A 25,343-nucleotide genomic window follows, 5' to 3' on the forward strand; every position below is an offset into this window, starting at 1 on the left:
CTCGAGGTGTGGGGAGGATGAGTTGTTTTTTCGCAAAAAATAGTTTTATGTCTCGCGCTGAGTATTTGTGCGTCTATGGTTGGCTAATGAGGTAATGAATATGAAATACGAACTAACTAAAGAACAAATCGAAGAGATTATTTGCTGTGTGGTGGACTGCGGAATGGATAGAGATGAAGCGTGTGACTATGCGCTTGAGACTGCTATGGAAATGACATGGGGTGATGCTGAAACAATAGAAGAAAATTGTTAAGAATAGCGACTTTCCTAACAATTTACATAAACAAAACCATCTACAGTAATGTTTCAACAACCTTATTGTAGCTTTCTTCTTCCAATTCAATCCCTATAAATTTGCGTCCTAACTCAACACAAGCTTTACCCGTCGAACCTGATCCCATGAACGCATCAAGAACAACTTGTCCTGGTCTACTGCTAGTTTGAATAATATGACGCAGGAGTTCTTGCGGTTTTTCACACGGATGCTTGCCAGGATAATATTGCACCGGTGCATAGTTCCACACATCGGTATAAGGGACTTCTTTATTCACAGAGAACGGTCGTCTTAAATTTTGATATTGTTGCTTCAAATCATCATATTGCTTAACTAGGAATTGATAGCTATCACTCAATGACTGATATTCATCAACTAAGTCTGAATGAGATTTTGATAGTTCTCCTGCTTTACTGGCGAATAATGCTTGTAATTGTTGGTACTGCTTTTCAGTGGGTAACTTCCACTGGCTTGACGAAAACCAATGTGAGCACATTTGAGTGCCTGTCGCTTCATTAATTTCTTTAGCACTAACACCAAGACTTTCGCGTGCCTGTTTAAAGTAATTGATTAAAGGCTCGAATACCTGAGCTTTAAGTTCTTGGCATTTAGTGGCGTATCCAGTCGAACCTTTCGCAAAACCTTCTGCATTATAATGACCAGCAAAAATGATACGTTCAGTTGATGGGAAAAATGATCGCAAGCTCTCTTTATGTGTTCCTAACCATGGTCCAGACGGTTTTGCCCAAACAATATGGTTTATCACTTCAAAGCGATTGCGAATGAGTATTTCTGTATCTGCAGCTAGCTTTGAACCACAAAACAAATACAGACTTCCGGCAGGTTTTAACACTCGCCAAAATTCAACCAAGACCTCATCAAGCCAAGCAAGAAAACTTTCAATATCTGGCCACTGATTATCCCAGGCATTTTTCTTCACTTGAAAATATGGGGGATCGGTTAAAACCAAATCAACACAGTTATCCGGCATTGTTTTTAAATGGGTAAGGCAATCCGAGTGGATTAATTGAATTTGATCATTAGAAAAGATTTTAGGCATGTTTCATTGCTCCGGTATGGAAAAAAGGAACCTTGAATACATGAAATAAAAGCCACTGGGCGTGGCTTTTAGGTGATATCTAGGTCTTGCTGCTTCCTCTCTAAATTTGCATTTAGGTCTCAGGTACTCAAGGCATCAAAACTAAAAGTAGTTTACCAAAATCAGGTGGTACTGTATATAAAAACAGTAACACAGAAGCAAAAAAAGAGTTATTAGAGTTATAAAATTTGACACCATTAAATAACAGGGTTATCATAACTCCACATTAAACAAAACAGGAGATAGCGTGACAAGTGCAGACCTCATCAAGCTTTTGAAAAAGAACGGATGGGAGCTTAAAAGTATTAGAGGAAGTCATCATAAATTTCGGCATCCTGACTTTAAAGACCCCATTATTGTTCCCCATCCTAAGAAAGATTTAAAAATAGGATTGGTCAATAAACTGAAAAAACAAGCGGGGCTATAAGCCCCCTTAACAGCACACACGATATTTCACGTGCATAGCACAAAACAACAAAGGACATCACTATGTTATATCCAATTGCAATTGAAATCGGAGACGATACACACGCTTACAGCGTTGCATTTCCTGATTTACCAGGATGTTTCTCTGCAGGTGATAGTTTAGAAGAAGCATTAAGCAATGCTAAAGAAGCAGCTGACTTTTACTTAGAAGATTTGGCCGAAGAAGGCAGATTGCCACCGCAAGCTAAGTCATTATCAGAATGGCAAAAAGATGAAGAGTATACAGGCTGGGCATGGGCGGTTGTCGAAATCGATATCGAGCCTTACTTAGGTAAATCCAGTAAGTTAAATGTCACGCTTCCAAACTTATTATCTAAAAAGATTGATGAGCAAGTAAAAGCACATCCTGATCTATACAAAAATCGCAGCCACTTTTTACAAGTAGCCGCAACACACGAACTACAACACTCAGCATAAAACTAAGCCCACCTATTGGTGGGTTTTTCATTTTAGGAGGCATAATTTTGAATCAGCAATTATTAGAATTAATTACCGAACTGAAACAACTACAAGAAATAATAAACGATAAACAAATTCATGAAGCAGGTTTTGCTAGACACGGTTGGAATCAAGTTCACTTAACGAAAAATGATGTTTATTATTTTCTAAATAATTACATTGAAAAAATGGAACACTATGGTGACGCCGATATCACCGAAGGCTTAAAAAAAACCATCCCGATTCATATCGCTAACATTAGTAAATTACAGAAAACAGTAACTTCTCACTTCAACGATCAAGCTGCACATTTGATAAGTATGGTTCCTGTATTATTACTAACCCTAAATACGATTTTTTCAGATATAGATTATGAACTTTTCTCATATGAAAACATCCAAGATAAAAAGCTATTACCTCAAGCTTTAACTCGAAGGCTAAGAAGCTCTACAGCACGTCTAGATGAAATTGAAAGCTCAACTGCATCATTAAATGAAAAAATAAACTTAATTAATGAAGCTCATGACGCAGCTGAACAGTTACCTACAGATTTAGAATCTTTGAAAAACACCCGGAATGAACTGAATCAACTATTAAAAAATGCCAAAGCTAGTATTAATAAAAATGCGAACGAAATCGAACAAATAAAGACTGAAGCGATAAAAAACCAAGCTCAAATAATAACCGTCTATGGTGAAATTTCCACATTAAAACAACAAATGGCTGACCTACAAATAGAAGCTAAAGGGTTGGTTAAAGATTGTGATGATTCATTGCAAATAGCCACGACAGTAGGTCTCGCTGCGGGATTTGATCAAAAAGAAAGGCAACTAAAACGCTCTATTTGGGTATGGATAGTTGGATTATTAATTGCATTAGGCTCAGGTGTACTGATTGGTGTAGATCGAGTTAAAGATCTCAGTATCGCACTAAGTACAGATTTAACCGTTGGACAAGCTATCCTCCAATCCGTTATATCTTTCTTTTCAGTTGGTGGCCCACTTTGGCTTGCTTGGATCTCAACACAACAAATTAATCAACGCTTCAAACTTTCTGAAGATTATGCATATAAAGCAACTGTTGCAAAATCATTTACTGGATTTAAAAAACAAGCTAAACGTTTCGATGAAGCAACCGAGCAAAGGTTATTCAACTCTACGTTAGATCGCTTAGATGAAATGCCACTGCGCTTGCTAGAAGGAAAAGATTACAATAGCCCATGGCATGAATTTATCGATTCTGAAGCTTTTAAAAAGGCAATTGATAGCATCCCATCGTTAGCAACAGAAGCAGGTAGGTTTGCTAGCAAAACAAAATTAAAAAGAACACCAAAAGCACCGAAGAAAGAAGTTGTAACACCATTAGAAACCGTTAGTGACGAGTAATTCTTATTTCACCACCTCCCCAACTTGCTTAGCCAAGGCTTCAACCTGTGAGCCTTGGCCTGCAAAATCACTGCTTTGAATAGGCATACTTGTTGGCCCTACTGACGTTGGGTGGGTGTGCATAGCAAGTGATTGCGCGATTTGGCTTACTGCATCACACAAATCATATAAGCATTTCACCACATCAACGCTTTGCGTTCCTAGATACACATAGCCACCGTCTACCATTGTTTCAAAACCGTTTTTATCTATCTGCAGCTTGCTTTTATTGTCTACTAAAATAGACAGTAATTCTTTCACGACCGTTTGGCGCTTTCCTGCAATATTTTCATTTAAGTCACTGGCTGTGGTTAGATTTAGGCTTTCAAGGCTAGATATTTCTGCATGACCAGCGGTTTGTAAAATCAATGCACCCAGGGCGGATAAATCAAAGGTACCGCCGACTTCTTCTTTCGCATGGCTTTTCACTTTGCTGGTACGCGATAACATATCGAGAACCTGCTTGCCGGTGATCTGCTCTAACTCGTTCGCTACTTGCTTAAGCTTGTGATCAGTTTGTTGAGTGATATTACCGCTGTCATCAAAATGAATTTTGCTACCCATGCGAGATTGAATATTAATTTCACCGGGTTTACATTCGGGTAACGATAGGCCAAAAGGCAGCACGTTCGAAATATACGGTTTATCAACCTGACCAAACGCAAAGGATAATTCAACAATTGCGCCCTCTTGTGGAAACTGAACCATACCGCCACCATTGAAACAAAAGGAACCTGTCAGCGCGATATTTTCCATCACTAAACCTGTCTCTTTGCCTGTGCGATCGAGTAGTTTTGCGCTGACTGCATAACGTGGACGAAAACGGTCAGATACATCACCTTCATTGACGTTTTCATTAATACTGGTCACGTTCGCCCATACCGGCACATGCCAACCGTTAGCAATTTCGGGGTAATGTTTTTTAATAATCAGTGCGATTTTATCGTCCATTTGCTCCCCTTAGTCCATCCAGGTTAAAAGCATTTTATTTTTGTTTTGTTGAATGGTGCGAACCCGTTGGCCATTCACCATTACGCCAGGACGGAGCTGTGGCATACAGGGTACTTCTACCGTGTTAATACTGGCTTGAGATATCAAATCATAAGCAATGGGAATATTGCGGGCGTACCACATTGAATCTAACCAACTGCCAACAAATATCCGACCATCGCCCATTTGTTGCCAAAGGTATTTAGGAATATCAAACGTATCACCAAGCGAGTCTAAAAGCGCAAAGCCTGTCCCGTGGTTTATCACATGTGGCACTGGTGTGTTCATGTAATCCGCATCGAGAGACACAAATTCTAAGCCAGTCATAGTCGTCACTTGCGTGAGTAATTCTTTTAATGTGGTGTGCTGAATGGATACCGGCAACGAGTTTCGTAATGCGCCAACAAGCTCACGGCAAAATAGGGAATATTGTCCCTGGTTAATCTGTTTATAGCTTTCAACGTACCCCATGAAATAGCGCATCATTTTGCCATCGTAGCCACATTCATAAGCGATCACTTGTTTCATGTTGGGCTTAACATTGGTCATGATGGTGGCATTACCTGGCATTCGATAGCCGAGGTTGCACATCACACTCATTGGCGTCGCTTCTGCATTCCCCACATATAAGCGTTCATTAAACTTCATGATACATACTCGCCTAATTTGCTATCCATATAAGCCAAGGTGCGTTCAAAGCCTGATAAATTCGCATCAGGTGGGATATTGTCGTTTTCCTCTAATTCACTTGATTCACTATCACCCCCTAAGCTTTGTTGCTGCGCTGGCGCGAGTTCATCACGTTGTTGTTTACGCTCTGGAACCGATAGCTTTTCCCGCATTGAAAAACTCACCTTCCAAGCGAGTGGATCGGTTAATTCAATGACGTTTAACTCACCACTGAAACAAGCTTGGTAAAACTTCATTGCATCCGCAGCTTCATTTCCAACGCGATAAACTAAGCGTCGCCCTGTCGCGGTATCAATTGCCTCAGCAAATTCCGTGATTTCCGTTAACCATTCAGGGTATTCAAACGGCACGACTAAACTCACGGTCATTTCTTTGGCTTTGGTTCCGGTTTCCGCACTTTCGGTACCACTGCCTTGACCACTTAAGTCTGAATCTTTAAAAGGTAATTTGATGCTGATATTCATCTCTTTACCATTCACCATTTTGTTATTGAGTCGTAATGTCATAAACCTACTCCACGCCAACCATTTGATAAAAGAACGTAGGAACGGTATCGCTCACCATTACTAAAATTGTGCTATACGGCTCTTCGCTCACGGTGGTGTCCTGCAGCTGTTTTGCCATTTGACTTGTTGTGCCGGTTAATTTAATTGCGGTGCAATCACCTTGAAAAGTCGCGATAAAAGCGTTCATGTCATTAACCAATTTCGACAACACCTGATTCTTTTTATCAGCCAGTTGTTTAAGCCTATCAACTGGATTAGTACCCGATTCTGCAACGCTTTCACTTGTGGCCAACTCTGCATTTAGGTATTGATAAGTAGTAGTTAATGGCTCGCTAAATTGAAAATTATCCGATCGCCACCTTGGGTTTAAACGCGCGGTCGGTACCTGCATTTTTTCAACGGGCATGACCGCATGTTTTACGGCTAAGTGATAACAGTGAACCCATTCAGGGAAAGGCATTAATTGGATAATAGTTTGTAGGTTTTGAGCAAAGACCGATTCACTTGAAGAGCTAACAATCAAAGCCAAGCCATAAGAACCAGTGATCGCATCACGGCTATCATTGAGCTTTTCAGCGGCAAACGTCAGTGCGGTATTGGCCGATAGTTTTCCATCGTTACCGACTCGATATTGATAAGGATTAAAACCAATCGCGAACCCCGAAAACAGTAATGCGTTAAGCTCATTTCGTAATACGTTAAGCTCAGCCGCGCTATTCGCTAGGATACTTGGGGTATAGACAGGCGATTGAAGACCATCAAGCTTGGCTTTTTGGCTACTCACTTGCCCTTTTAACTGATCGATAAAATCCGCTAACGGTTGGTGAATAGCATTAGAGGAATCAGGAAATGACATCGCCATTACGCCACCAATAGCGAACTAGGCACTAAGTATTTCACCTTCACCGCAAACACAACTGCAGTGGAGTTCGGGCGTAGTAAATCGGTGCCATTTTCGTTTACCGTGATGGTGTGACTATGAGCACCTGCACTTTGCATGGTGTGGTTGTGCGCTCCCATTGCAACGGTGTGGTTGTGGGAACCAATGGCAACTGTATGGCTATGGTTGCCATTAGTTGAAGACGTATCACTTGCATGTGAAGCTTTATTATACGAAGAATAAGCAGCACCTTGAGAGGGTGATGAATTTCCCATCCATGTATACGTTGTATGACTATGATTCCCCGTAGTATTCGTTGTTTTATTCCCCAAATCCTTAGTAGACACTGTCTTGGTACCTAAATCTTTATTATCAATTGTATGACTATGTGCCCCTATTGAATTAGAACTTGCGGTATGCGCATGCTTTAAAAGTTGCTGCTCAAGTGTCGTTCCAGCCGGAACCTCGTTACTGGCTTGATGTAAATACGGATGTTTTGACCAATCAGGCAGCGTAAGTTCATCATCGGTAATCCCCAAATATTCGAAGTAATCAGGATAATCCGCTTTGGTAATGGTTTGACCTAAAATTGGTAAATACTCAGCATCCATATCATTGGCCATATAAATTCGCACTCGGCCTAACTTTCCTTCCATTTGACGCATAATCGCGGTGATTTGGTTTAAGCTAATTTCAGTTTCTGATTTTTTCGCATATTGCGGATGTGGGTCTTTAGATGAGTTTAAATGATCAGTTCGCCAATCCGGTGAACGTAAATCTTGAATGCCTGACGTAGTCAACTTTGCGACTGGCGCGCTGTAATAGGTCACTCCATTGTCAATCCAAGTATTCTCAAGCGAGTCGGCAACTTTGGCTTCAGTAAATGTTTTCCATTCACTGGTAATATCGCCTTGAAAGCTCGCGACCAAATACACTGTTTTAGGTAAAACAATTCCCGTCATATCTAACGTTTGAATCGAGGCATTCACACACTTCAAACCGCCAACATAAGCAACGCCAGGTGCAATATCAATAAAGTGATTATCGGCTTGATTCACTGACACTTGGTAGCCACCATCAATAAAACCAGCATCACCATATAGCGCCAAATTATTTTGACGTTGACGCTCATCGATGGCGGTAAAACGGTTATTAAAATCCAGTTGCCAGGTATCGGCATCGACGACAATTTGAGTCAGTTCCGAGGCGTTCAAATAAGGCGTAATAATATTACGCGTCAGCGTGTCACCTTCAATGCCATTGGTTGGGTCGGCAGCTTCTTTGGTTTGTGTTTTTAAATGGATAATAGCACCGGCTAAATCCATCTCACTGTTCACAAGATAGATGGCGTTAAAATCAAAGCTACCGACATCGGTACCAAGAATGATCGAGTACACCACGGCATTCGGGTTTATTTTGCCTTTTTGTGTCACAGGAAAACGCCCTACTATTTGTTCTTCTGGCGGTAGTGTTTCGTCTGGTGAAATATCGGCTTCCACATCTAAATCAGGAATATTGGCAAACACAAACTGATCGAGTACCACAGATTGATTATTGGCTTCACATTCCGCTTTATAGCCGGCTAACGCATTGGTTAAAATATTCTTACTCATAATCTTTATTCTCCGGCTGAAAACTGACAAACATAAGTTTGGTGCGTCCAACTCATCTCACCGTGAAACACGGTTAAATCATCAATTGTGTTACTTACGTTGTATTCATAACGTCGACACGTTGCGCCATAGGTTTGAATCAATAAATTAACCAAGTCTCGATTATCTGAAAGCGTGGCATCGTCCAATTCAATCGTCACAATGTCCCAATCTCGTTCTGGTTGGCGCTCTTTAATGTCGTAAATCTGAATACCTAACCGTGCAAATATTCGCTTTATGCCTATCGTCATGCCAGCATCTTGCGCATTCAAAAACGCATAATTCACACGCTTGCGATAAATCATTTCATCCTCACCATCAAGGCGAGTGATCTTACGTTGCCAGGCTTCGGCATCGACGAGAATGAGATCACACGTTAATAAGTCGGTTTTGCTTAATGGCAAGGTTAGCCATTGTTCAACTTGTTCCCAAAAACCCTGCCCTGCAGCGGCTAACTTTTTCAGATCGCCTTTATTCATCCAGAACGGTAATTGAATTAAGTTCATCATTACGTCCTTGGTGTTTCAGTTAAGGTCAGCGATTCAATACGTGGAATTTCTAAGCCTGTTTTAAAATCTCGGCTTTCGGTATACACCGACTCAAGACCAATAAAGGTATTACGCAGCTCTTGGTTTAAAGTTGAAAAGCTAAACAATGATTGTGGCCAAACTAACGTCGCTTGGGCGTAAGCTTGGTTTTCCCGAAAAACACAACGGATATACTGTTCAACATCACCCATCAAAATGGCTTTATCGGCTTCTTTTAAATTCGCGACGGGCAAAATCTCAAAGCTTAAGTTCATAAGTTTTTCAGGCAAAGCCATTGCCACCATGTCATCGCCTAAACCGCGATAACCATCTTCAACCACCGCTTTATTTATTGCATCGAGAAACGGCTCACTCGGCACACCGCTATCAAGCAGAATGTAAGCATTAGCACTACCTGGCCCACGAGGCGCGCCATGCTCAATATAAATTTGTTCGGTTTTCACTCCGCCAAATTCGGCCATGACAAGCTTGTATTTATCATCAATAAACCAGCCAGACACCGAGGTATATTGAGAACGATAACGTTCGCGAGCTTCAGGATCAGATTCTTTATCCGCTCCAGGTACGGTTAACCAATCGTCAGGGTTATAAACTCGAACTAGACCAGGGACAGGCGTTTGAGGTATTTGGTAATAACCGCTTCCCAGGTTGTAGCTACTACCAACCTTTTCAGCAATGCAGTTCACGGTATCTAACGTGCTACCTTCGGGTAATGTGGTGTCTTGTGATAAAAGCAATTTATACACCACACCATTGATACGCTCGGTGCTAATGGTAAAGCCTGCTGGCAATACAATTTCCGGTGAATTGTCATCACGTTCAAACACCACAATGCCTTGAGCTTTTACCGCTTCTTTGCGCTCAAGATTGACCGACCAAAGCCACAAGTCCAGGTAATGACCTGTTGCGGTTCGGACGAACGATTGAGGAAAAACCGTAGTCACTAAAAATGACATCAACCAGAAATAAGGCTTCACGATCATGGCTTCAATCAATCGCCAAAATGGTGAAAATTGAGAGTCATTGTTGATATAAGAACCTTGCGCTTTCACTTCATCATTAAAGTTTTTCAGCACTTCTTCTTCGGTAATAGGTACGCCGGCATTATCAAGCACATCGATAAAGTCTTGGTTTAGATCATCAGTTACAGCCATGTTTGCAAGCCTCCAAAATCGTAGCTGGTTGCCGTCAGCAAACGCTTGTTATCCATCATCTGAATTTTTGCACTGCCTGGTACAATCCGTAGGTCATTTTCAACTAATAAGATAATGCGATATTCCACATCAGCAATTTCACTAGGGCTACGTTCGGCAACTAACTCAACCGCTAAGCCGCTTTCTAAAATGGCGTGTTTGAGATCCTGCGCAATCACAGTACGGTCATTGATAATGGTCGGGTTTCGACCTGCATCTAAAACCACATCTTCATTTTCAATAAACAAGTCACGGAATATATCGTCGGTTAAGTAATCGATCATGGTGCCACCATTGCCATATAAGAATTCATGGCCATTGCATCTGGCGCATTTTGAGTATTGAAGTTCACGGCCCCAATTTGTGTGCTTTGGGTCGTTTGTTGATTTTGGTTATTGCTGATCATGTAAGACGGCATTGTGGCCACACGGTTAGCATCAGTAGAACTACTCACGCTCGGCACCCGATTGTTCATGTCGGTAAGTTGTTGCTCGGTATCAACCGAAGATTCAAAGCCAAAGAAATTCTTAGTGCTAGACCAGGCATCTGCGCCCATATTTTTTGCACCATCAAGCACGCCACTACCAAAATTTTTCACGCTATCCCAAGCTTCACTCACCATATTTTTAAATTCAGATAACAACTGAATGAAGTATTTAAATTTTTCTTCAATCGCTTTAAACCACTCGGTATTAGCAATAGCAGCGGTAAAGTCATCCCAGTAATACCAGAGCGCCACAACCGCAGCGATAACACCAACAATCAACACCCCAATCCAACCAAAAGCAGCAAAGAAAGCAGCGCCAACACTCCAAATCATAGGAAGCATTGTGACTAACCCTTTGGTGATCAAAGCAAGGCCAGAGAATAAACCCATTGAAACAACTTTAGAGACAATCCAAATTCCAGTAAGGCCAGTCCAGGCTAAAGAAGATACACCCGTAATTATTGCCATTGTTGCCATTGCAGCAGTAAGCCCTGCAACACCAATAACTAAATAGCCTACGACTTTGGTTAAGTTAGGGAATAAAGTTGTCCACCGACGAATAGTATTGGCACCGCCAGTCATATAGGAAATAAGTGGCATCAGTGAACCAGATAACGCCTGCCCGAATACGATACGAACGTTATTACCTGCTTGTGCGAGTTGTTCATAAGGGTCAGCAATAGCCGTGGCCATTTGTTCGGCTTTACTCATATCGCTAACCTGATTAAGCGATTGAATATTGGCTTTTAGTGAGTCGGTTTTATTCCAAAGTAAATCCAACATACCTGCAGCTTGAGTACCAAACGCTTGGCCTAATAAACCTTTTTGTTTGGTTCCTAAATCACTGCCTAATTTTTCTTTTAATTTATCGATAATATCGACCATGCCAAGGGCTTTACCATCGGCACCACTTAAGCTGATCCCTAATGTTTTTTCAGCCTTTGGTAGTGCATCTAAAAAACCAGCATAAGCGGTACCAGCTGTCGCTCCTTTTAGTGTTGATTGAAGTTGGCCAAGTATCGCGAATTGTTCACCAGAGCTAATGTTGTAGTTAGCCGCGCGAGCACCTAAGCTACCAAAAGCCTCATTCATGGCATTACCATTGGTTTTGAACATTTTCACCGCCGTAGCGGTTTGACCTGCAATCTGCTCAACCCATTGGCCTTTTCCCATTTTCTTGGCGTTCTTTTCAAAAATGCCGTACATGGTTCCCATGTAATTGGTAATAGTTGCGGTATCCGCTTTCGTCGCGGTCGCAAGAACGGCAGACGCATTGGTAAATTGAGCAAGATTATTCGCTGACAGGCCATCGATGGCCGATTGGATATCATAAGAAGCGCGCACAAATTCAGTTGCAGAAGATCCATATTGCTCGGCAAAGTCCATCGCTTGGTTTTGAACAATGTTAGCTGTTGCACTACCTCCATCGCCTAATAGCGACATCAACTCACCACGAGCGGCATCCATCTCACGTGCAGGATTTATCAGCGCGCCAAGTGATTGACCTGTCCCCCACAAACCTGCGGCACCAGTACCAATCGACATCCAGCTTTTTTGGGTTTGTTGCGCGGTTTTTTGCATGCTGAGCATATTGCTACGCACGCTTTTAAAGCCCTTTTGAGTTTTATCAATCAGGCTAACGGTAAACTTGAGATCCTTAGTTGAGGCCATATTACAAGCCTCCTTGGTTTAGAATATCTTTCACATCCGGTGACAAGGTGTTATCCAATACAGCTTGGGCACAAGGGTCATTCCACAAAAGCGAAACCGACTTTGCCAGGCTACTGGACGTCACTTTGTTCATCATGTCAAAAAGCAATGATGACTCTTTATCAAACTGATTTTGAATTGCATCGAGTGATGATTGATAACTCTCACCCAACGCATCAAATTGATTCATAAAATCATTGATATCGAGCGTGCCGGCTAAAAATGAACTAATGAGATCCAGCTGTGATTGCGCAGTTTGTGAAATGGCATTAAACATAGGGTCAAGCTCACCCATGATAGAACCCGTCACGTTGGTTAAATCGCCACAACCTTGTACGCCTTCTATACGGTTTACTGAACTCGACATTTGAATATTGGTAAACACATTGTCGCAATTGGTTTGCATCGTCGTTTGAGCAGAAGACAATTCAACCACTGAGCTATTCACTGGTGCTTTTGCTGAATCCACCCACTCTTGAGTAAAGCCAGGGGCAGGCGGTGTAGCGATAGGTAAAGCATCAAGCGCACTACTCACACTGTTTAAATCTGAAATTGAATTGTCAGCCACAGCAATACTTGGGCTAGATAACCCAAGACCATTCATCACAATTTCATCGTACAGTGCATCACTCATTGCATTACCTATTTAGATTTGGGAAACAGCTTAGCCGCCCCGTTATTGACCGCCATCGACATTAGTTCAAATTGGTGCTTGTCTAACCATATCGCCCTAGCCAAATTTTCGGGCGTATCCTCGGCATCAGGCAGGTGATACGCTCGTAATGACAGGATTTGGCTTAACCGGTTCTTGTCGTAACTTTTTGCTAGGGCTTCAATCAGTCCAATGTTGAACCGACTTCTGGTGCGACTTTGGCAACCACTTCACCCATGAAGAAATCCAACATGCCAGGCACTTTGATCGCTTCATTTAAAATATCTTGATGCTCATCGAGTACAGTTTGCTTTAGGAACGTGGACGCAGAGGCCGTCATGGTGGTTTTCGGATTCTGGCTAGCATTCAAAAAGTTGTTGTACTCAAACACGCCAACTTTAAAGGTCACCCCTTCGTGAATACGTTGGCCGTTAATCACTAAAGGCACCACAATGGTTTTGTCACCCTGTAGGCTTTTCAGTAAATCAATGGCGCTCGTTTCGGTTGCTTGTTCAATTTGCTTCGTCATTGCTTTGGTCCTGTTTATTTTGAATAGTGATTTGTTGCTGTAATCCATTGAGTTGCTCAGCAACATGAAAATAGGTTTTGTAGTTACGTTCGATAACGGGCAAAGCTAAATCTAGGTTGCCAGTTTCAAGAACATCGTTATCAATTGACTCCAGTTGCATTGGCGGTGGAACCATTGAGGCTTGCGCGACTTTGCACGTCATAGGGATTTGTGGCAGCGTTGTGGAGCTGCATCCAACGACTAACATCAACACCACACTTATCATCAGGATTCGGCTTGCGTGAAACATACTTGATGATCTCCTTTTCCACTGGCACAAACACTTGGTGTACTTGATTGGCCTTTTCAGCGACTTGTTTATTTGCTTGACTGAGCTGACTTTCAAGTTGTGCTTGATCGTTAATAAATTGTGTTTTCTGTTCGCTTAACTTAGTTTCATATTCAATCGAGGCTTGGTTATAACCACTTTTGTAACCGTGGGCTTCCACAGCGACTAAGGTCGAAAAAATCAATCCAGCAACAACGACACCAATAATCAATTTGGTATAGTTCATAGTTAATCCTTAACGATGGTTAACGTTGCAGATTCACCGGCTAACTCGGCCATAAGCGAATTAAAAGCTGCAGTGGAATTCAATACGCCCCATTCACCATTGACCGTGCCGAATTCAACACCTGGAGCTAAACAACCTTCTAAATCACTTGGCGTATTGGCTTTGTGAATAAGAATGTAAGAACGCAAACCGCTACCATCACGAGTGACACCAAGAGCAAGCTTTTCAAGTGCGTAACACTCCCCAAACTTCGGTGATTGATTCGGGTATAAATCGTAAGTGCCTTCTGGAATACACGACTGATTAGGCTCATTATTGCGCCACGCTTTCTCAACGACGCAACACACTTTTGAACCATCTTGGCGATATAAAATCGAATACGTTCCAGCTTCAAAATAACGGCGCTTTAATACGTAATGCTTAACCATTAGCGCTTACTCCATAAGTTTTTCAATGTGGTTAGGAAGGATTTAGGGTCGCTTAATACCTGATCAGCAAAAGCGTTTAATAAATCCAAAACATATCGGTTTAAGTAAGCACAGCAACCGACAATCACCGCCCTTTGGTTATCACTTAAATCCATATCCATTAAGGCAAGATTGACGCCATAAGCCACAAAGCCTACGAAGACAATTCCAGAAATAATGGTCTTAAAGCTATGGTTATTGGCTTTAAACAAACTGGCAATACAGGCCAGCAAGAACATCACAATCACCGATGCACTTTCTTGCAGCTTGTGACTAAATTCATTCAGCATGACAACCCTTAGCGCAAGTGAGCGACTTCGTCTGAATCGAGATACGGCACATCATTGATCTTGATAAAGTCTTTGCCCGTCACGTCAAATTCCACCTTATGCACCAGACCATCTTCACTGGTGGTATCGATGTCTAATAAATCGGATAACTTCATCTTGCAGCCATACGCGCCAACTTTGAGTTTTACGGCAGCATCGGCATGCGCCATCACATCAACAGGGTCCATTGCGCGAAATGAACCCGCTTTTTTTGCATCTTCGAGCAATAAACCAAAGTTATAAGAATCAAATTCAAAGCTACCCGTGGCTTCAACACTGCCGCGCAATGTGCCGTCTGGCATGCCTTTGCTTTTCGCCGTCTTGCTGTTATCGGTGATCGATATCGTCATTTTGTTGGCGATGATATTTGAGCTATCAAGTGAGATATCGACTTCTAATGCACTAATTTGTGGCATTGGTTTTTCTCCTAATTACGCTGCAGAGTTATACAGACTTAAATCAACGCCAACACCGATAGTGATATCTTTTTGGCTGTTATATGGGCGGACTGTCACCATGATTTGAGTGGTCGTGTTATTCACCCAAACGATGTCGATTGCCGTCGCTTCTGGTGGATAAATCAAGCCAGGGAACGGCACGCCATTAATGTCTTTACCTACCGATATTTCACGCAATGGCTTAAGATAAAGTTCTTTATTCATTTCCACGCTGTTTGGTGAGCTATTTAACGCGCGGTCAGCAATCGTCGGTAATGCAACCTTGTATACTTCACGACAGGCTTTTAATGCCGGGCGTAAAATTTCAATGACTTTGTAATCACCATTGTCTTTGTCGAAGGTATTGCCGTCTGCCCAGTACCAACCTTCATCACCAGGATAGGTTTGTGGAACGCTGAACTTTTTACCGTCTAGCTGGCTGAAAATGGTATCTGGCATTTCTGCGCCAGTGTTGTCTAAAGATGGGCTACCCATGCCGAGCAATACGCCTGTTTTGGTACGCATTGGCGAATCGGCAATCGTCACATTACGATTACATAAGCGACCTGCCAGAATGCCTAAATCGTTTTCAAATAAGGTAGGAACACACATCACTCGCTCAGAAACCACATCGGTCGTCATAGCTGAAAGCGCTGACACATAATCAGTCCAACTCTGCCCTGCAGGTTCTTCTTCTGTGCCTTGTGTATTATCAATCGCAGGTGCGCACATCATGACGAACATGTATCGAGCGTATTTCGCTTCAAGCTCTTTCATTTTGTCGCCAGCTTCCGTGAGGTCTTTGGCTTCACTGATTGGATCACATACCACCACGCCTTCGTAATTCACGATTTTATTGGCAATATCAACCGCATCTTGCCAAGCCATATCCGCATCGATACCCACGAAAACCGCTTCCCAGTTTTGCCCTGCGTTAAGTTGTGTCGCAATTAAAAATTTAAGTGATAACGACTGCGCATCTTTCGCAAAAATGGTTTCTAAATCCGAATTAGCATTAAGGCCGGTGACTTTTCCAATCAGTGCAGCATCAGAAACTTGACCTACGAAAATGAGCTTATTTTCAACCCCAGCAATGGAATTCACATAAGCATTGATATTTGTGACCTGAATTTTACCTAGCATAATGTTTTACCTTGTTCTGCTTTGTGTAATTTCAACTTCCAATAGCCCTGACACTTCTTGTGAACTCATGCCGAGGTATGGACGTGGTGGAGGTGTAACGTTCCACGACTGTTTTGTTTTCTTGCCGGTTATCTCTCGATATATCGCCCAAAGCTGCCCTTGTTTTAGATTTTCGGTTATCCACTTAACGGTTGGTTTTTTACGTCCTTTACCGCCCTTTCGCTTAACCGTGTAGCCGGCACTTAATAGCACTTTGGCTTGTTTGCGAGTGGCAGGTTCTTGGTACTTATCCGAACCACCACGGATTTTTTTAAGCTGTTTTGCGGTAAACCGTTGCGACTCACCATCTTGTTGAGTTTTACCTGCAATGCCCTTGAGCTTATTTTGATAGGCAATATCGACTTTTTCAGAGCTAGCATACCCAACCAAACCTTTGCCCATTTTGCTGAGCATTTTTTTCCGTTTTCGCCCTTTACGCTTAATAAACGGCTGACCTGTTACTGTGGTTTGATTTCGAATATTGATGCGCGCATCTTTTATAATGGGGCGCGAGATTTTCTTTAAAATTCTCCGCCTTTTAGCCGCAGGCATTCGTATCAATTCAACGGTATTCAGCAAGTGCTCTACATCGTTTTCATCAAGTGAAAATTGCAAGTCAATTGCGCTCATCTAGCCCCACTTGACCATTTTCAGCGGTGTAGATTTTGAAAGGCTCTATTTGCCAGGCTTTACCGTTGTAATTCACATCCCCGCCTTGCGCTTCACGCATCGGAACGTCTTCAATAAATTCAATCGTAATATCCAAATCGGCTAACTCACCCATTTGATAGGCATCGATATCCATGCTTGGTGTCGATAGTTTTAAACGGTCACGCATCGGGTCATTAGCGAATAGCCAGGTCGTCACGCGAGCAAAAATCACACGAGGGTCAATAAGCCCAGTTGGTAAATCTTCAAAGCTAAACTGAGCGGTATATTGCAAACGACACACCACCATGCCATCGCCCATATTTTTAAATGACGGTTTCACATCACCACTCACCATAAAGGCATCAAACTTATCTTTGGCCGTGCTGCCGGCTTTCTTTTCTAAATACTCAAGCAAGTCATTGGATAGCGCTTGCATGTAGGAAGTCGGTTGCGTATCGCTCATATCAGCTTCACCGATGCGGTTGTCATGCTTTTAATTGAGCGCACTGCTCGTTGCGATTCCGCCATTAATTCATCGGATGTGGTTCGACTTTCTTTACCTACGTTTTCCGCTTCATCTTTACGGTTAACGCTGGCGAAATGCGTAAGCAACAAGGCTTTGGCTCGACTATGTACCGCATTCTTATACATAGTGACGGCAATACTCTCACCGCCGATATTGCCTTGGCAGTCACTGGCTTGTTCAATGCCACGGTCTTCTTGTAGACGCTGCCAAGAAAGCAATTCAATGTTAATCGCAGCCATACTTTGAATTAATGTGCTGCGCTTTTGCACGTTGTCATATTCGGTTGGAATGCGACGCTCACGAACAAAATCAGAAATAGAGATGCTTGGCCAAAACTCACCATCATTGCTGATCACATCATCTGGTTGATTCGGCTCTGTGGTTTTTTGTGCTTGAAACATAGCGACCTCTCTTTCTTTAATGGGTGTAGCTAAAACAGCAAAATCACATTCTGTGCCCATTGGCGGATGCTATTTGCTGAATAGCTACGGTGGGGTTGGAGCCTTTAAGCCTCTAGCACGCTTTCATTTGATTCAGGATCTAAACCTTCACTAAGCCTTGCTAAACGCTTTTTAATTTGAGTAATTCGAGTACCCACACCGGAGTTAGTACCCAAATTTGCATGGGTATAAATGGCATCGGCTTGTTCAAACAACGCCAATGCTTTTTGCAATAATTCAGGGTCAGCAACATGGGTTACTTTCACTCCATGCTTGCCTAGCACCATCAAGCCTGCTTGCTTGTAATACTTAACCATGACAATTTCGTAGGGCTTCCACACTTCAGTGACGTATTTAAAGATTTGGCTAAAGTACGGCTCTACTGAATGCCCTGCTTTGTATTGAGTGACGGTCCAGTTAAAAACCATATCGGCTACGAAATCAGGGATTTCAGATTTAAAGCCTTCCGGCATCGTTGCACCTAAATCAATTAACATTTCTGCCAATGGGATCGCCACCGCTAGATCATTAATATCAAATAGCCACACCATCATTTGCGCTAAGAAATCATTAGGTGCATCAGTACGGTCAAGGTACGGACGATAATGAGGCATCACACGAGCTTTAAACGCGATTTTGTCTGCATGTTGCTTCATGTTTTTCAGCTTGCGCTTATCCTCTGCAAGCGTGCCTCGAACTAGCGACCAATCCGACTGGGGTTGGGGTGAATGCGTACTAGAAAAAGCTGGCGTAATGCCTTTCGCTATTGCCTGTTTCACTAATACGCTTTCTCGGTTTAATCGTGCTCGTCTACGTTGCAGAGGTGAAGTCATGTGAATGCCCTTATCGTATTGCTTATGCTGGTTCAGTTACGGTGAGTGTTGCGCTTGCTTTCACGCTGCCACCTTCACCAATTGCAGTTACTTCCACGGTGTAATCGCCTGCCGCTTTTCCAGTGGTATCAATTGCGCAAGTATCTGAGCTTTCGCCTAAATCAGTACCATCAAGCGTCCACGAGAATGAATCAGCATTGTCAGCCACTACGGTAAAGTTTGCCGTATCACCAATGGCCACAGACGTATCTTGCGGTTCTGTGGTAATAGCTGGTGCAGGTGGTGCAATATCTTTTGAACCAATCACAATCGCGTTTTCATCAAACGCAGCGTACTTTTCTAGGTCTTCCACCATGTAGTCCTCCATACGCCAGTAAGATGACTCGACACAACCTGCATCATCGTTATCTTTCACCTTGCGACGTTTGTTGCCTTTTTGGTTATAGATAGAAAGGTTGGCCCAGGTCGTCACGACTAAACGGTTACCAGGGAAATACGGTGGAACATACGCAGGCATGCCAGCAATAGACTGATCAAGTTTTTGCGCAGCCATGTGCTCACTCGGCTTATCCGCTTCGGTGTAAAGTTTGTATTGCTGAGCGGCAACTAAATCACGACCAATTAACACAATCGCGTCATGCGCTTCACGATAACGCTCATGCAAGTGGTTATTTTTCAAATCACTTGCCATTGCATCGACTGTTTTATAGTCATACAAGGGCTTACCGTCAGCGTCTTTGGTGCCGTCAGGGTCAAAGTAAATGATGTCGTCGCTAGTGTTAGCTGTTACCACTTGCGCAGGGGCTAAACGCTTCACACGTGCGTGCCAACCTTCGTTTACATCTTCACCATTAGGGAATTGCTCTGGATCGGTTTCTTCGGCAGCGTGTGTACCATTCCAGCCAACACGGATTAAATCGGCCGCAAACTGATCGTTGGCATATTTAGTCAATAGCTTATTAAATTCGCCTTGTTTACCAGCGTTAAGCCAAATCGCCACTCTCTCCCACTCCATTTGCACCTTAGAGTCGGTTTTCTTCAACTTATAGGTATTACCGTCAATGGCTGGTGTCGTACCAGCAAAGCGACCTTTTTTCACACGACCAGTGGAAAGTTGATCTTTACCAACCGTTACGGCTTGGCCTTCGGTTTGCTCTACATCAAGAAAGTTGATGCGTTTTAGCATTTCAGCCGATGCCATTAACGCTTCTTTTAATTTGGTTTCTTTCGGTACAGACACTTCAAAATATTCGGAAGTGGTCTCCACGTTGAAAGATTTCGCCATACCTGAGCAGTAATTTTTTACCGCCTTGCGTAAGGCTTCGGTTCGCATACCTGACATAAATGTCTCCTAGAAATAAATAATCGAGTGAAAAACTAGCGAATTAAACGAAGTGATCTTCCGCTTCACCGCCTGTTTGCACACCAAAGTCAGTACCAGGCTGTTCACCTGTTGCTTGCTTTAGTTGCTCACTGAGTTTTGTAAGCTGCTCTTGAATAGCTGAAAGCTCGGTAGATTGTTCGCCTTTATCTTCTGGCTCACCCTTTTCTAATTGAGCATACTTGGCTTGCAGGTCTTTATGTTCTGCCTGCAATTCTGCAAATTGCTCTTCAAGCGTTTTCGGCTCTTCTGCCGGTTGCCCGCCTTGTGAAAAGGTTTCTAGTTTTTCAGTCAGTGCGGTTAACGCCACGGTTAGCTTTTCAGCCTGTTCTTTTGAAAGACTCATATCAGAATCATCCTCGGGGTCAGTTGTAGTTAAATGTTCATCAGGGGTGGATTGATCATGGGTTGAACCTGCAAAGAAGTTCTTTAATTTAGTGAAGAACTTTGCTTCTTCTGTTTCAGTTTCTTGCTCAGAAAAGCTCAATTCAACGGGGAGGAATTCACTAAATAAATGGGTTTCATCTTTTGGCTGACCACAAGAAAACTTAAGTTCTTCAGTGCCTACGCTGGCAGGCTTTGGCGTAAGTGCTAGGCCGGTTAAATATGCCTTGCCTGTGTCCTGAAAATTCGTATTAATTTCCATCGAGGTGTAAAGCACTTCTTGTTTTGCCAAAGCGATTAATTGTTCTTTAGGTTCGATATTTGCCAGCAAAATTGGATTGCCGTCTTTCTCTCCTAATTTCAACGCCAACACTTTTCCATAGCTACCAGCCCAACGAGGGTCCCAATGATTTAAGTTAATCACTGCGCCATATTTTTCCGCGTCATAACTTTCAGCCATTTCAGATAACCAGTTCTTTTGAACATTACGTCCATCAACTGTTTTTCCTGCTGAGCCGATACGCTTAAAACCTGTTTGAAGTGGCATAAATAAAACCTAAGAATGTGTTGTGTTTTTCAATACAACTAGATTAACCAACTTGATTTTATTTTTCATAAAGCCTTGTTGTTAAAGGGCTTATATACAACAAAGGGAAAAGATTACGAGGTGGGATGTCGTTAATATTGAAGCATGAAAACGACACGTAAAAGCAAGTATTCAGACGAAATAAAAGCCAAAGCAAAAGAGCTTTATCTGGCTTCTCTGACTCCTACCGAAATCGCGAGAAAATTGGGTATTAATAGCCCAAGGACGGTGTATAGCTGGATAAATAAAGGCAATTGGAACTCGTTGATGTCTGAGTTCAGTCTTGAGATGCAACTTGAAAACCGCGTGCTGGAACTCACCAAGCGTGAAAAGAAAACCAAGACCGAACTCGATGAAATTGATCGCATCGTTGATAACCTGGTTAAAATCCGCAAAGCCAGCTGCGAACTTGAAGAACGCTTTCAATCACTCAAAGAACGTGAAGCCAACCTAGACAACCACTCAAACTCAAGCGGTACAGCTAAAAGCTCTGGCAAAAAGAAAAAGCCAAGACGAAATGATGTTTCAGACCTAACCGAAGATGATTTTCAAGAATGGATTGATTCCCTTTATAAGTACCAAAAAATTCAATTTAATGCCCGTAAGCACAAAGAGCGGTGGACATTAAAAAGTCGTCAAATTGGTTTAACTTATGAAGCGGCTGGCGAAGCGTTATTTAAAATGGTTGTGGATGGAAAGACTCAAGTTTTCCTTTCGGCATCACGAGCACAGGCCGAAGTATTCCGCTCTTACATGGTACACATTGCTAAAGAGTTTTTAGACCTTGAGCTAACAGGGAACCCGATTCGCTTATCCAATGGCGCAACGGCTCACTTTCTCGGTACCAACTTGAACACCGCTCAATCTTATTCAGGCGACGTCTACATCGATGAAGCATTTTGGATCAATAAATTCGACAAGATGTACGAAGTAGCCTCGGCAATGGCCACACTTGCTGATCGAACTATTACAGTATTTTCAACACCATCAACCAAACAGCACAAAGCTTATTCACTTTGGACGGGTAAATGGTGGAAAGGTAAAGATCCGAAACGAACAAGCATTGAATTCCCTACCGAAGATTTAGAATACAAGGTATTACGAAAGACACCGCAAGTATGCCCAGATAAACGCTGGCGCTTTGTTATCACCATTGATGATGCCATTGCAGGTGGTAACAACAAAATTGATAAAGAAGACCTTCAGGAGCGTTATAGCTCGGATGCGTTCGCTTATCTTTTCCTTTGTCAGTTCATGGATGAAGCCGACAGCATATTCCGCTTAGCTGATATTGAAAAATGCCCGATGTTTATGGGTGAATGGGAAGACTTCAACCATCAATCAATGAGACCACTTGGTGATAAGCCTGTGTGGATTGGCTACGACCCATCACGAATTAACGACCAGGCACGCTGTTATGTCATCGCCCCACCGGATGATGAATATAAATATTTTCGAGTGATTGAAGAGCATGAATGGAAAGGATTTAACTGGCAGTGGCAATCAGACCAAATCGAGAACTTAACGCATAAATATAACGTTCAGCATATTGGTGTGGATTGCTCTGGTATTGGTAGCGGTGTAGCCGAACAAGTACAAGCTTTTTTCCCAAGAGCCATGCTGATCAACTACACCTATCAATCCAAACAGGACCTAGTGTTAAAAGCCCTTGATGTGGTTCACCAGGGACGTTTGCGCTGGCGAGATGATTTTAAAAATATTGGCGTGTCGTTCATGGCAATAAAACGTAAAACCACCGGACACGGCAACATGACATTTGTAGCAGAACGCAGTGAAGAAACAGGCCATGCAGATAGCTTCTTTGCTATTTGTCACGCCCTTATCAAAGAGGGATTAAACGTGGCAAGACGTGGGAAAACAACTTTAAGATTAGGTTTATAAGATGGCAGATGATCAATTAATTCAGTTAGACGATATTCAAGTAAGCAATCCAGAGCCGCAAAATAACCAAATAACCCAAATAGAGTTTGGTTCTATTGAGCGCATCCCGACGCCTGCCGAATATGATGAAGTCACCTTTGATGAAGCACTCGGTATTTATACCCCACCAATTGAACCTGATGACCTTTCCGACATGATGATAGCGAACAGTTATCACGGTTCAATCGTGGAAGCTCGTGCCCGTATCATTGCAAAAGATTTTATTGAAAATGAATACTTAACCTTTGGCGAGATGATGAATATTGCTAAAGATTTAGTCGGCTTTGGCCAGTGTGGGTTTCAAGTTTTTACTAACGCATTTCGTGTGCCGGTTCGTCTTGGACATGTTCCTTTTCAGCCTATGCGCAAAGGTAAAAACAATCGCTTTGCTCGCCTTAATGAAGACACGAACCAACTTACCTGGTTTAAACCTAATGAAATTGCTCACATTAAACTTTACGACCCTAAGCAGAATATCTATGGCCTACCGGATTACTTAAGCGGATTAGAGTCAGCATTGCTTTCACAAGAGGCTACACGCTTTCGCCGTAAATATTATTTAAACGGGGCGCACTTGGGTTTCATTCTCTACACTACCGACCCGAACATGACGCCAGAAGTCGAGGAAGAACTTGCCAAGGCACTCAAAAATAGCCGTGGTGCTGGTAACTTTAAATCTATGCTTTTGAATATCCCGAATGGGCAAGAGAAAGGTGTGCAAATTCTACCGATTGGTGACATTGCTACCAAAGATGAGTTTGTGAATATTAAGAATATTTCAGCGCAGGACATTATGGTTGCACATCGATTCCCTGCTGGATTATCTGGAATTATTCCAGCACAAGGTAGCGCGTTAGGTGATCCTGAAAAGTACAATCGCACTTACTATGAAAACGAAGTGCGACCAATGCAGAAATTATTGACGGGAGTAAATAAGATTTTCGGCAAACCTGTGATTCAGTTTGCTAATCCATTTAAAGATGAGGCTTAAAAGGCTAAAGAGATTTGATTTAGTGGATTGCTTTGCTTAGCTGGTACTTTTGATAATTCATCAGCTAAAGTATGAATAACACTTACCGTTGTTAGTTCAGCTTTGAATCGAGTAAGGCAATCTTCATTTAGACAATCGCAATATAGAGTTTGGAACATATTGCTTTCATTTCGGCTGGTTCTCACTCGCGTATTGCGACCAGAACAGACTGGACATAGTGGTTTTAAAATTCGCATTGTCATCCCTCCCCAGAGAATATGACCACATTATAACCTACTATTTTAAAATTTGCAGTACTCCTATAGTACGCCTCAACACACAAGAAACCTTTATTTAATTAAAAGTAAGTCCAGTCAAGCATTGGAGCGACGCTGAATCTTTGTAATGGGTAATTTTTCATGGCAGTCTTAATGGGATAAATATCTCTGAATTATTAGGCTAAATATTTTACCATAGGCACAAATGGCATACACCATTGAATAATTCAGCTCGACTACTCTATTTCAGCGACTCCAAGCACGAATTTCCGTGTTTTTATAAAGAAAGGTTCTTATTTTGAATACACGCTTATTACAGCAAGTTCTTGAACGTTGTCAGCAAAAAGGGGTTCGCTTAACCTCGCAACGCCAACAAGTGCTAGAGCTCATTTGGCAACAAAAAGGCTCATCCACCGCTTATGAGCTATTAGATAAATTAAAAATCAATGAACCACAAGCTAAGCCACCGACGGTTTATCGCGCGCTGGAGTTTCTGCTAGAACAAGGTTTTATCCATCGGGTTGAATCGACCAATAGCTTTGTTTCATGCTGTTTTTTTGGTGAGCATAGCCATGAACATAAGCACTTTTCACATTTATTGATTTGCGATCAATGTGGTGATGTCAGTGAGTTGCAAGATGAAGCGTTAGTAGCGCTGCTGACCAAGAATATCGATCTGCATGGTTTTAAGCTGACTAACCATGTGATTGAAACTCATGGTACTTGCAAAAACTGCGTGTAAGCTAAATATCTAGATCTCTAAATCCAAGACACAAAAAAGGTTGGCGCAATGCCAACCTTTTTATTTGCTATAACCATTCCACTT

General features: G+C 42.3%; 33 protein-coding genes. 7 read left to right on the plus strand and 26 right to left on the minus strand.

Annotated features, from left to right (window positions below; genetic code table 11):
* The first annotated feature begins 100 nt into the window (after positions 1-100).
* Positions 101-253 (plus strand): hypothetical protein, encoded by a 153-nt coding sequence (locus HC723_RS07510; protein ID WP_190338663.1) that lies wholly within the window; start codon positions 101-103, stop codon positions 251-253.
* 40 nt (positions 254-293) lie between these two features.
* Here HC723_RS07510 and HC723_RS07515 read toward each other — a convergent pair whose 3' ends face one another.
* Positions 294-1,334, minus strand: coding sequence for a DNA-methyltransferase (locus HC723_RS07515; protein ID WP_190338664.1), 1,041 nt, complete (start codon positions 1,332-1,334; stop codon positions 294-296).
* A 286-nt stretch (positions 1,335-1,620) separates the two neighbouring features.
* Between HC723_RS07515 and HC723_RS07520 the strand changes: the two genes are divergently transcribed.
* From HC723_RS07520 to HC723_RS07530, 3 genes are all read left to right on the plus strand, one after another.
* Positions 1,621-1,800: a type II toxin-antitoxin system HicA family toxin gene (locus HC723_RS07520; RefSeq protein ID WP_100801454.1), complete on the plus strand. Its 180-nt coding sequence runs from the start codon at positions 1,621-1,623 to the stop codon at positions 1,798-1,800.
* Positions 1,801-1,862: 62 nt separating this feature from the next.
* Positions 1,863-2,276, plus strand: coding sequence for a type II toxin-antitoxin system HicB family antitoxin (locus tag HC723_RS07525; RefSeq protein WP_190338665.1), 414 nt, complete (start codon positions 1,863-1,865; stop codon positions 2,274-2,276).
* 47 nt (positions 2,277-2,323) lie between these two features.
* On the plus strand, positions 2,324-3,682 hold the full coding sequence (locus HC723_RS07530) for a hypothetical protein (protein WP_190338666.1): 1,359 nt from the start codon (positions 2,324-2,326) through the stop codon (positions 3,680-3,682).
* A 3-nt stretch (positions 3,683-3,685) separates the two neighbouring features.
* Here the strand turns inward: HC723_RS07530 and HC723_RS07535 are convergent, their stop codons facing one another.
* The 24 genes from HC723_RS07535 to HC723_RS07645 form a co-directional block, all read right to left on the minus strand.
* Positions 3,686-4,672 (minus strand): hypothetical protein, encoded by a 987-nt coding sequence (locus HC723_RS07535; RefSeq protein ID WP_190338667.1) that lies wholly within the window; start codon positions 4,670-4,672, stop codon positions 3,686-3,688.
* Between the two features lie 9 nt (positions 4,673-4,681).
* The gene (locus tag HC723_RS07540) at positions 4,682-5,359 is read right to left on the minus strand and encodes a hypothetical protein (protein ID WP_190338668.1); all 678 of its coding nucleotides are present in this window, start codon (positions 5,357-5,359) and stop codon (positions 4,682-4,684) included.
* Positions 5,356-5,907: a baseplate complex protein gene (locus HC723_RS07545; RefSeq protein WP_190338669.1), complete on the minus strand. Its 552-nt coding sequence runs from the start codon at positions 5,905-5,907 to the stop codon at positions 5,356-5,358. Before HC723_RS07545 ends, HC723_RS07540 begins: the two co-directional genes overlap by 4 nt.
* A 4-nt stretch (positions 5,908-5,911) precedes the next feature.
* Complete coding sequence (locus tag HC723_RS07550; RefSeq protein ID WP_190338670.1) at positions 5,912-6,769, minus strand: hypothetical protein; 858 nt, start codon at positions 6,767-6,769, stop codon at positions 5,912-5,914.
* Positions 6,769-8,400 (minus strand): phage tail-collar fiber domain-containing protein, encoded by a 1,632-nt coding sequence (locus tag HC723_RS07555; RefSeq protein WP_190338671.1) that lies wholly within the window; start codon positions 8,398-8,400, stop codon positions 6,769-6,771. The genes HC723_RS07550 and HC723_RS07555 overlap by 1 nt, the downstream gene beginning before the upstream one ends.
* Before the next feature lie 5 nt (positions 8,401-8,405).
* Positions 8,406-8,948, minus strand: coding sequence for a phage tail protein (locus HC723_RS07560; protein WP_190338672.1), 543 nt, complete (start codon positions 8,946-8,948; stop codon positions 8,406-8,408).
* Positions 8,948-10,141: a baseplate J/gp47 family protein gene (locus HC723_RS07565; RefSeq protein WP_190338673.1), complete on the minus strand. Its 1,194-nt coding sequence runs from the start codon at positions 10,139-10,141 to the stop codon at positions 8,948-8,950. The genes HC723_RS07560 and HC723_RS07565 overlap by 1 nt, the downstream gene beginning before the upstream one ends.
* On the minus strand, positions 10,132-10,464 hold the full coding sequence (locus HC723_RS07570) for a DUF2590 family protein (RefSeq protein WP_190338674.1): 333 nt from the start codon (positions 10,462-10,464) through the stop codon (positions 10,132-10,134). Before HC723_RS07570 ends, HC723_RS07565 begins: the two co-directional genes overlap by 10 nt.
* Positions 10,461-12,338: a phage tail tape measure protein gene (locus HC723_RS07575; RefSeq protein WP_190338675.1), complete on the minus strand. Its 1,878-nt coding sequence runs from the start codon at positions 12,336-12,338 to the stop codon at positions 10,461-10,463. Before HC723_RS07575 ends, HC723_RS07570 begins: the two co-directional genes overlap by 4 nt.
* A gap of 1 nt (position 12,339) precedes the next feature.
* The gene (locus HC723_RS07580; RefSeq protein WP_190338676.1) at positions 12,340-13,011 is read right to left on the minus strand and encodes a DUF7217 family protein; all 672 of its coding nucleotides are present in this window, start codon (positions 13,009-13,011) and stop codon (positions 12,340-12,342) included.
* 8 nt (positions 13,012-13,019) lie between these two features.
* The gene (locus HC723_RS17875; RefSeq protein ID WP_446751396.1) at positions 13,020-13,223 is read right to left on the minus strand and encodes a DUF6890 family protein; all 204 of its coding nucleotides are present in this window, start codon (positions 13,221-13,223) and stop codon (positions 13,020-13,022) included.
* On the minus strand, positions 13,214-13,558 hold the full coding sequence (locus HC723_RS07585; RefSeq protein ID WP_190338677.1) for a putative phage tail assembly chaperone: 345 nt from the start codon (positions 13,556-13,558) through the stop codon (positions 13,214-13,216). Before HC723_RS07585 ends, HC723_RS17875 begins: the two co-directional genes overlap by 10 nt.
* The gene (locus HC723_RS07590) at positions 13,542-13,718 is read right to left on the minus strand and encodes a hypothetical protein (protein ID WP_190338678.1); all 177 of its coding nucleotides are present in this window, start codon (positions 13,716-13,718) and stop codon (positions 13,542-13,544) included. Before HC723_RS07590 ends, HC723_RS07585 begins: the two co-directional genes overlap by 17 nt.
* Positions 13,699-14,112 carry a hypothetical protein gene (locus HC723_RS07595; protein WP_190338679.1) on the minus strand — a complete coding sequence of 138 codons (414 nt, stop codon included), beginning with the start codon at positions 14,110-14,112 and terminating at the stop codon, positions 13,699-13,701. Before HC723_RS07595 ends, HC723_RS07590 begins: the two co-directional genes overlap by 20 nt.
* A 2-nt stretch (positions 14,113-14,114) precedes the next feature.
* Positions 14,115-14,540 carry a DUF5675 family protein gene (locus HC723_RS07600; RefSeq protein ID WP_190338680.1) on the minus strand — a complete coding sequence of 142 codons (426 nt, stop codon included), beginning with the start codon at positions 14,538-14,540 and terminating at the stop codon, positions 14,115-14,117.
* Entirely contained in the window at positions 14,540-14,869 is a 330-nt protein-coding gene (locus tag HC723_RS07605) for a hypothetical protein (protein ID WP_190338681.1), read from the minus strand. The genes HC723_RS07600 and HC723_RS07605 overlap by 1 nt, the downstream gene beginning before the upstream one ends.
* An 8-nt stretch (positions 14,870-14,877) precedes the next feature.
* Positions 14,878-15,324 carry a phage protein gene (locus HC723_RS07610; protein WP_190338682.1) on the minus strand — a complete coding sequence of 149 codons (447 nt, stop codon included), beginning with the start codon at positions 15,322-15,324 and terminating at the stop codon, positions 14,878-14,880.
* Positions 15,325-15,339: 15 nt separating this feature from the next.
* Positions 15,340-16,488, minus strand: a complete 1,149-nt coding sequence (locus HC723_RS07615; protein WP_190338683.1) for a DUF2586 domain-containing protein — start codon at positions 16,486-16,488, stop codon at positions 15,340-15,342.
* Between the two features lie 6 nt (positions 16,489-16,494).
* Positions 16,495-17,157 (minus strand): hypothetical protein, encoded by a 663-nt coding sequence (locus tag HC723_RS07620; protein WP_190338684.1) that lies wholly within the window; start codon positions 17,155-17,157, stop codon positions 16,495-16,497.
* Entirely contained in the window at positions 17,144-17,641 is a 498-nt protein-coding gene (locus tag HC723_RS07625; RefSeq protein ID WP_190338685.1) for a phage tail protein, read from the minus strand. Before HC723_RS07625 ends, HC723_RS07620 begins: the two co-directional genes overlap by 14 nt.
* The gene (locus HC723_RS07630; protein ID WP_190338686.1) at positions 17,638-18,105 is read right to left on the minus strand and encodes a head completion/stabilization protein; all 468 of its coding nucleotides are present in this window, start codon (positions 18,103-18,105) and stop codon (positions 17,638-17,640) included. Before HC723_RS07630 ends, HC723_RS07625 begins: the two co-directional genes overlap by 4 nt.
* Positions 18,106-18,209: 104 nt before the next feature.
* The gene (gene gpM / locus HC723_RS07635) at positions 18,210-18,977 is read right to left on the minus strand and encodes a phage terminase small subunit (protein ID WP_190338687.1); all 768 of its coding nucleotides are present in this window, start codon (positions 18,975-18,977) and stop codon (positions 18,210-18,212) included.
* 22 nt (positions 18,978-18,999) lie between these two features.
* The gene (locus tag HC723_RS07640; RefSeq protein ID WP_190338688.1) at positions 19,000-20,319 is read right to left on the minus strand and encodes a phage major capsid protein, P2 family; all 1,320 of its coding nucleotides are present in this window, start codon (positions 20,317-20,319) and stop codon (positions 19,000-19,002) included.
* A gap of 43 nt (positions 20,320-20,362) precedes the next feature.
* Complete coding sequence (locus HC723_RS07645) at positions 20,363-21,289, minus strand: GPO family capsid scaffolding protein (RefSeq protein WP_190338689.1); 927 nt, start codon at positions 21,287-21,289, stop codon at positions 20,363-20,365.
* Between the two features lie 144 nt (positions 21,290-21,433).
* On the opposite strand from HC723_RS07645, the gene HC723_RS07650 reads away from it, so the two are divergent.
* Both HC723_RS07650 and HC723_RS07655 read left to right on the plus strand, forming a co-directional pair.
* Positions 21,434-23,230, plus strand: coding sequence for a terminase large subunit domain-containing protein (locus HC723_RS07650; RefSeq protein WP_190338690.1), 1,797 nt, complete (start codon positions 21,434-21,436; stop codon positions 23,228-23,230).
* 1 nt (position 23,231) lies between these two features.
* Entirely contained in the window at positions 23,232-24,260 is a 1,029-nt protein-coding gene (locus HC723_RS07655) for a phage portal protein (protein ID WP_190338691.1), read from the plus strand.
* Here the strand turns inward: HC723_RS07655 and HC723_RS17880 are convergent.
* On the minus strand, positions 24,257-24,502 hold the full coding sequence (locus tag HC723_RS17880) for an ogr/Delta-like zinc finger family protein (RefSeq protein ID WP_446751394.1): 246 nt from the start codon (positions 24,500-24,502) through the stop codon (positions 24,257-24,259). The two genes, HC723_RS07655 and HC723_RS17880, sit on opposite strands and share 4 nt — an antisense overlap.
* A 313-nt stretch (positions 24,503-24,815) precedes the next feature.
* Here HC723_RS17880 and zur point away from each other — a divergent pair, with 313 nt between their 5' ends.
* On the plus strand, positions 24,816-25,259 hold the full coding sequence (gene zur / locus HC723_RS07665) for a zinc uptake transcriptional repressor Zur (RefSeq protein WP_153447873.1): 444 nt from the start codon (positions 24,816-24,818) through the stop codon (positions 25,257-25,259).
* Positions 25,260-25,343 lie beyond the last annotated feature (84 nt).

Origin of the sequence: Vibrio sp. S11_S32 (assembly GCF_014694465.1) — a bacterium.
In the GTDB taxonomy this organism is placed as follows: Bacteria; Pseudomonadota; Gammaproteobacteria; order Enterobacterales; family Vibrionaceae; genus Vibrio; species Vibrio algicola.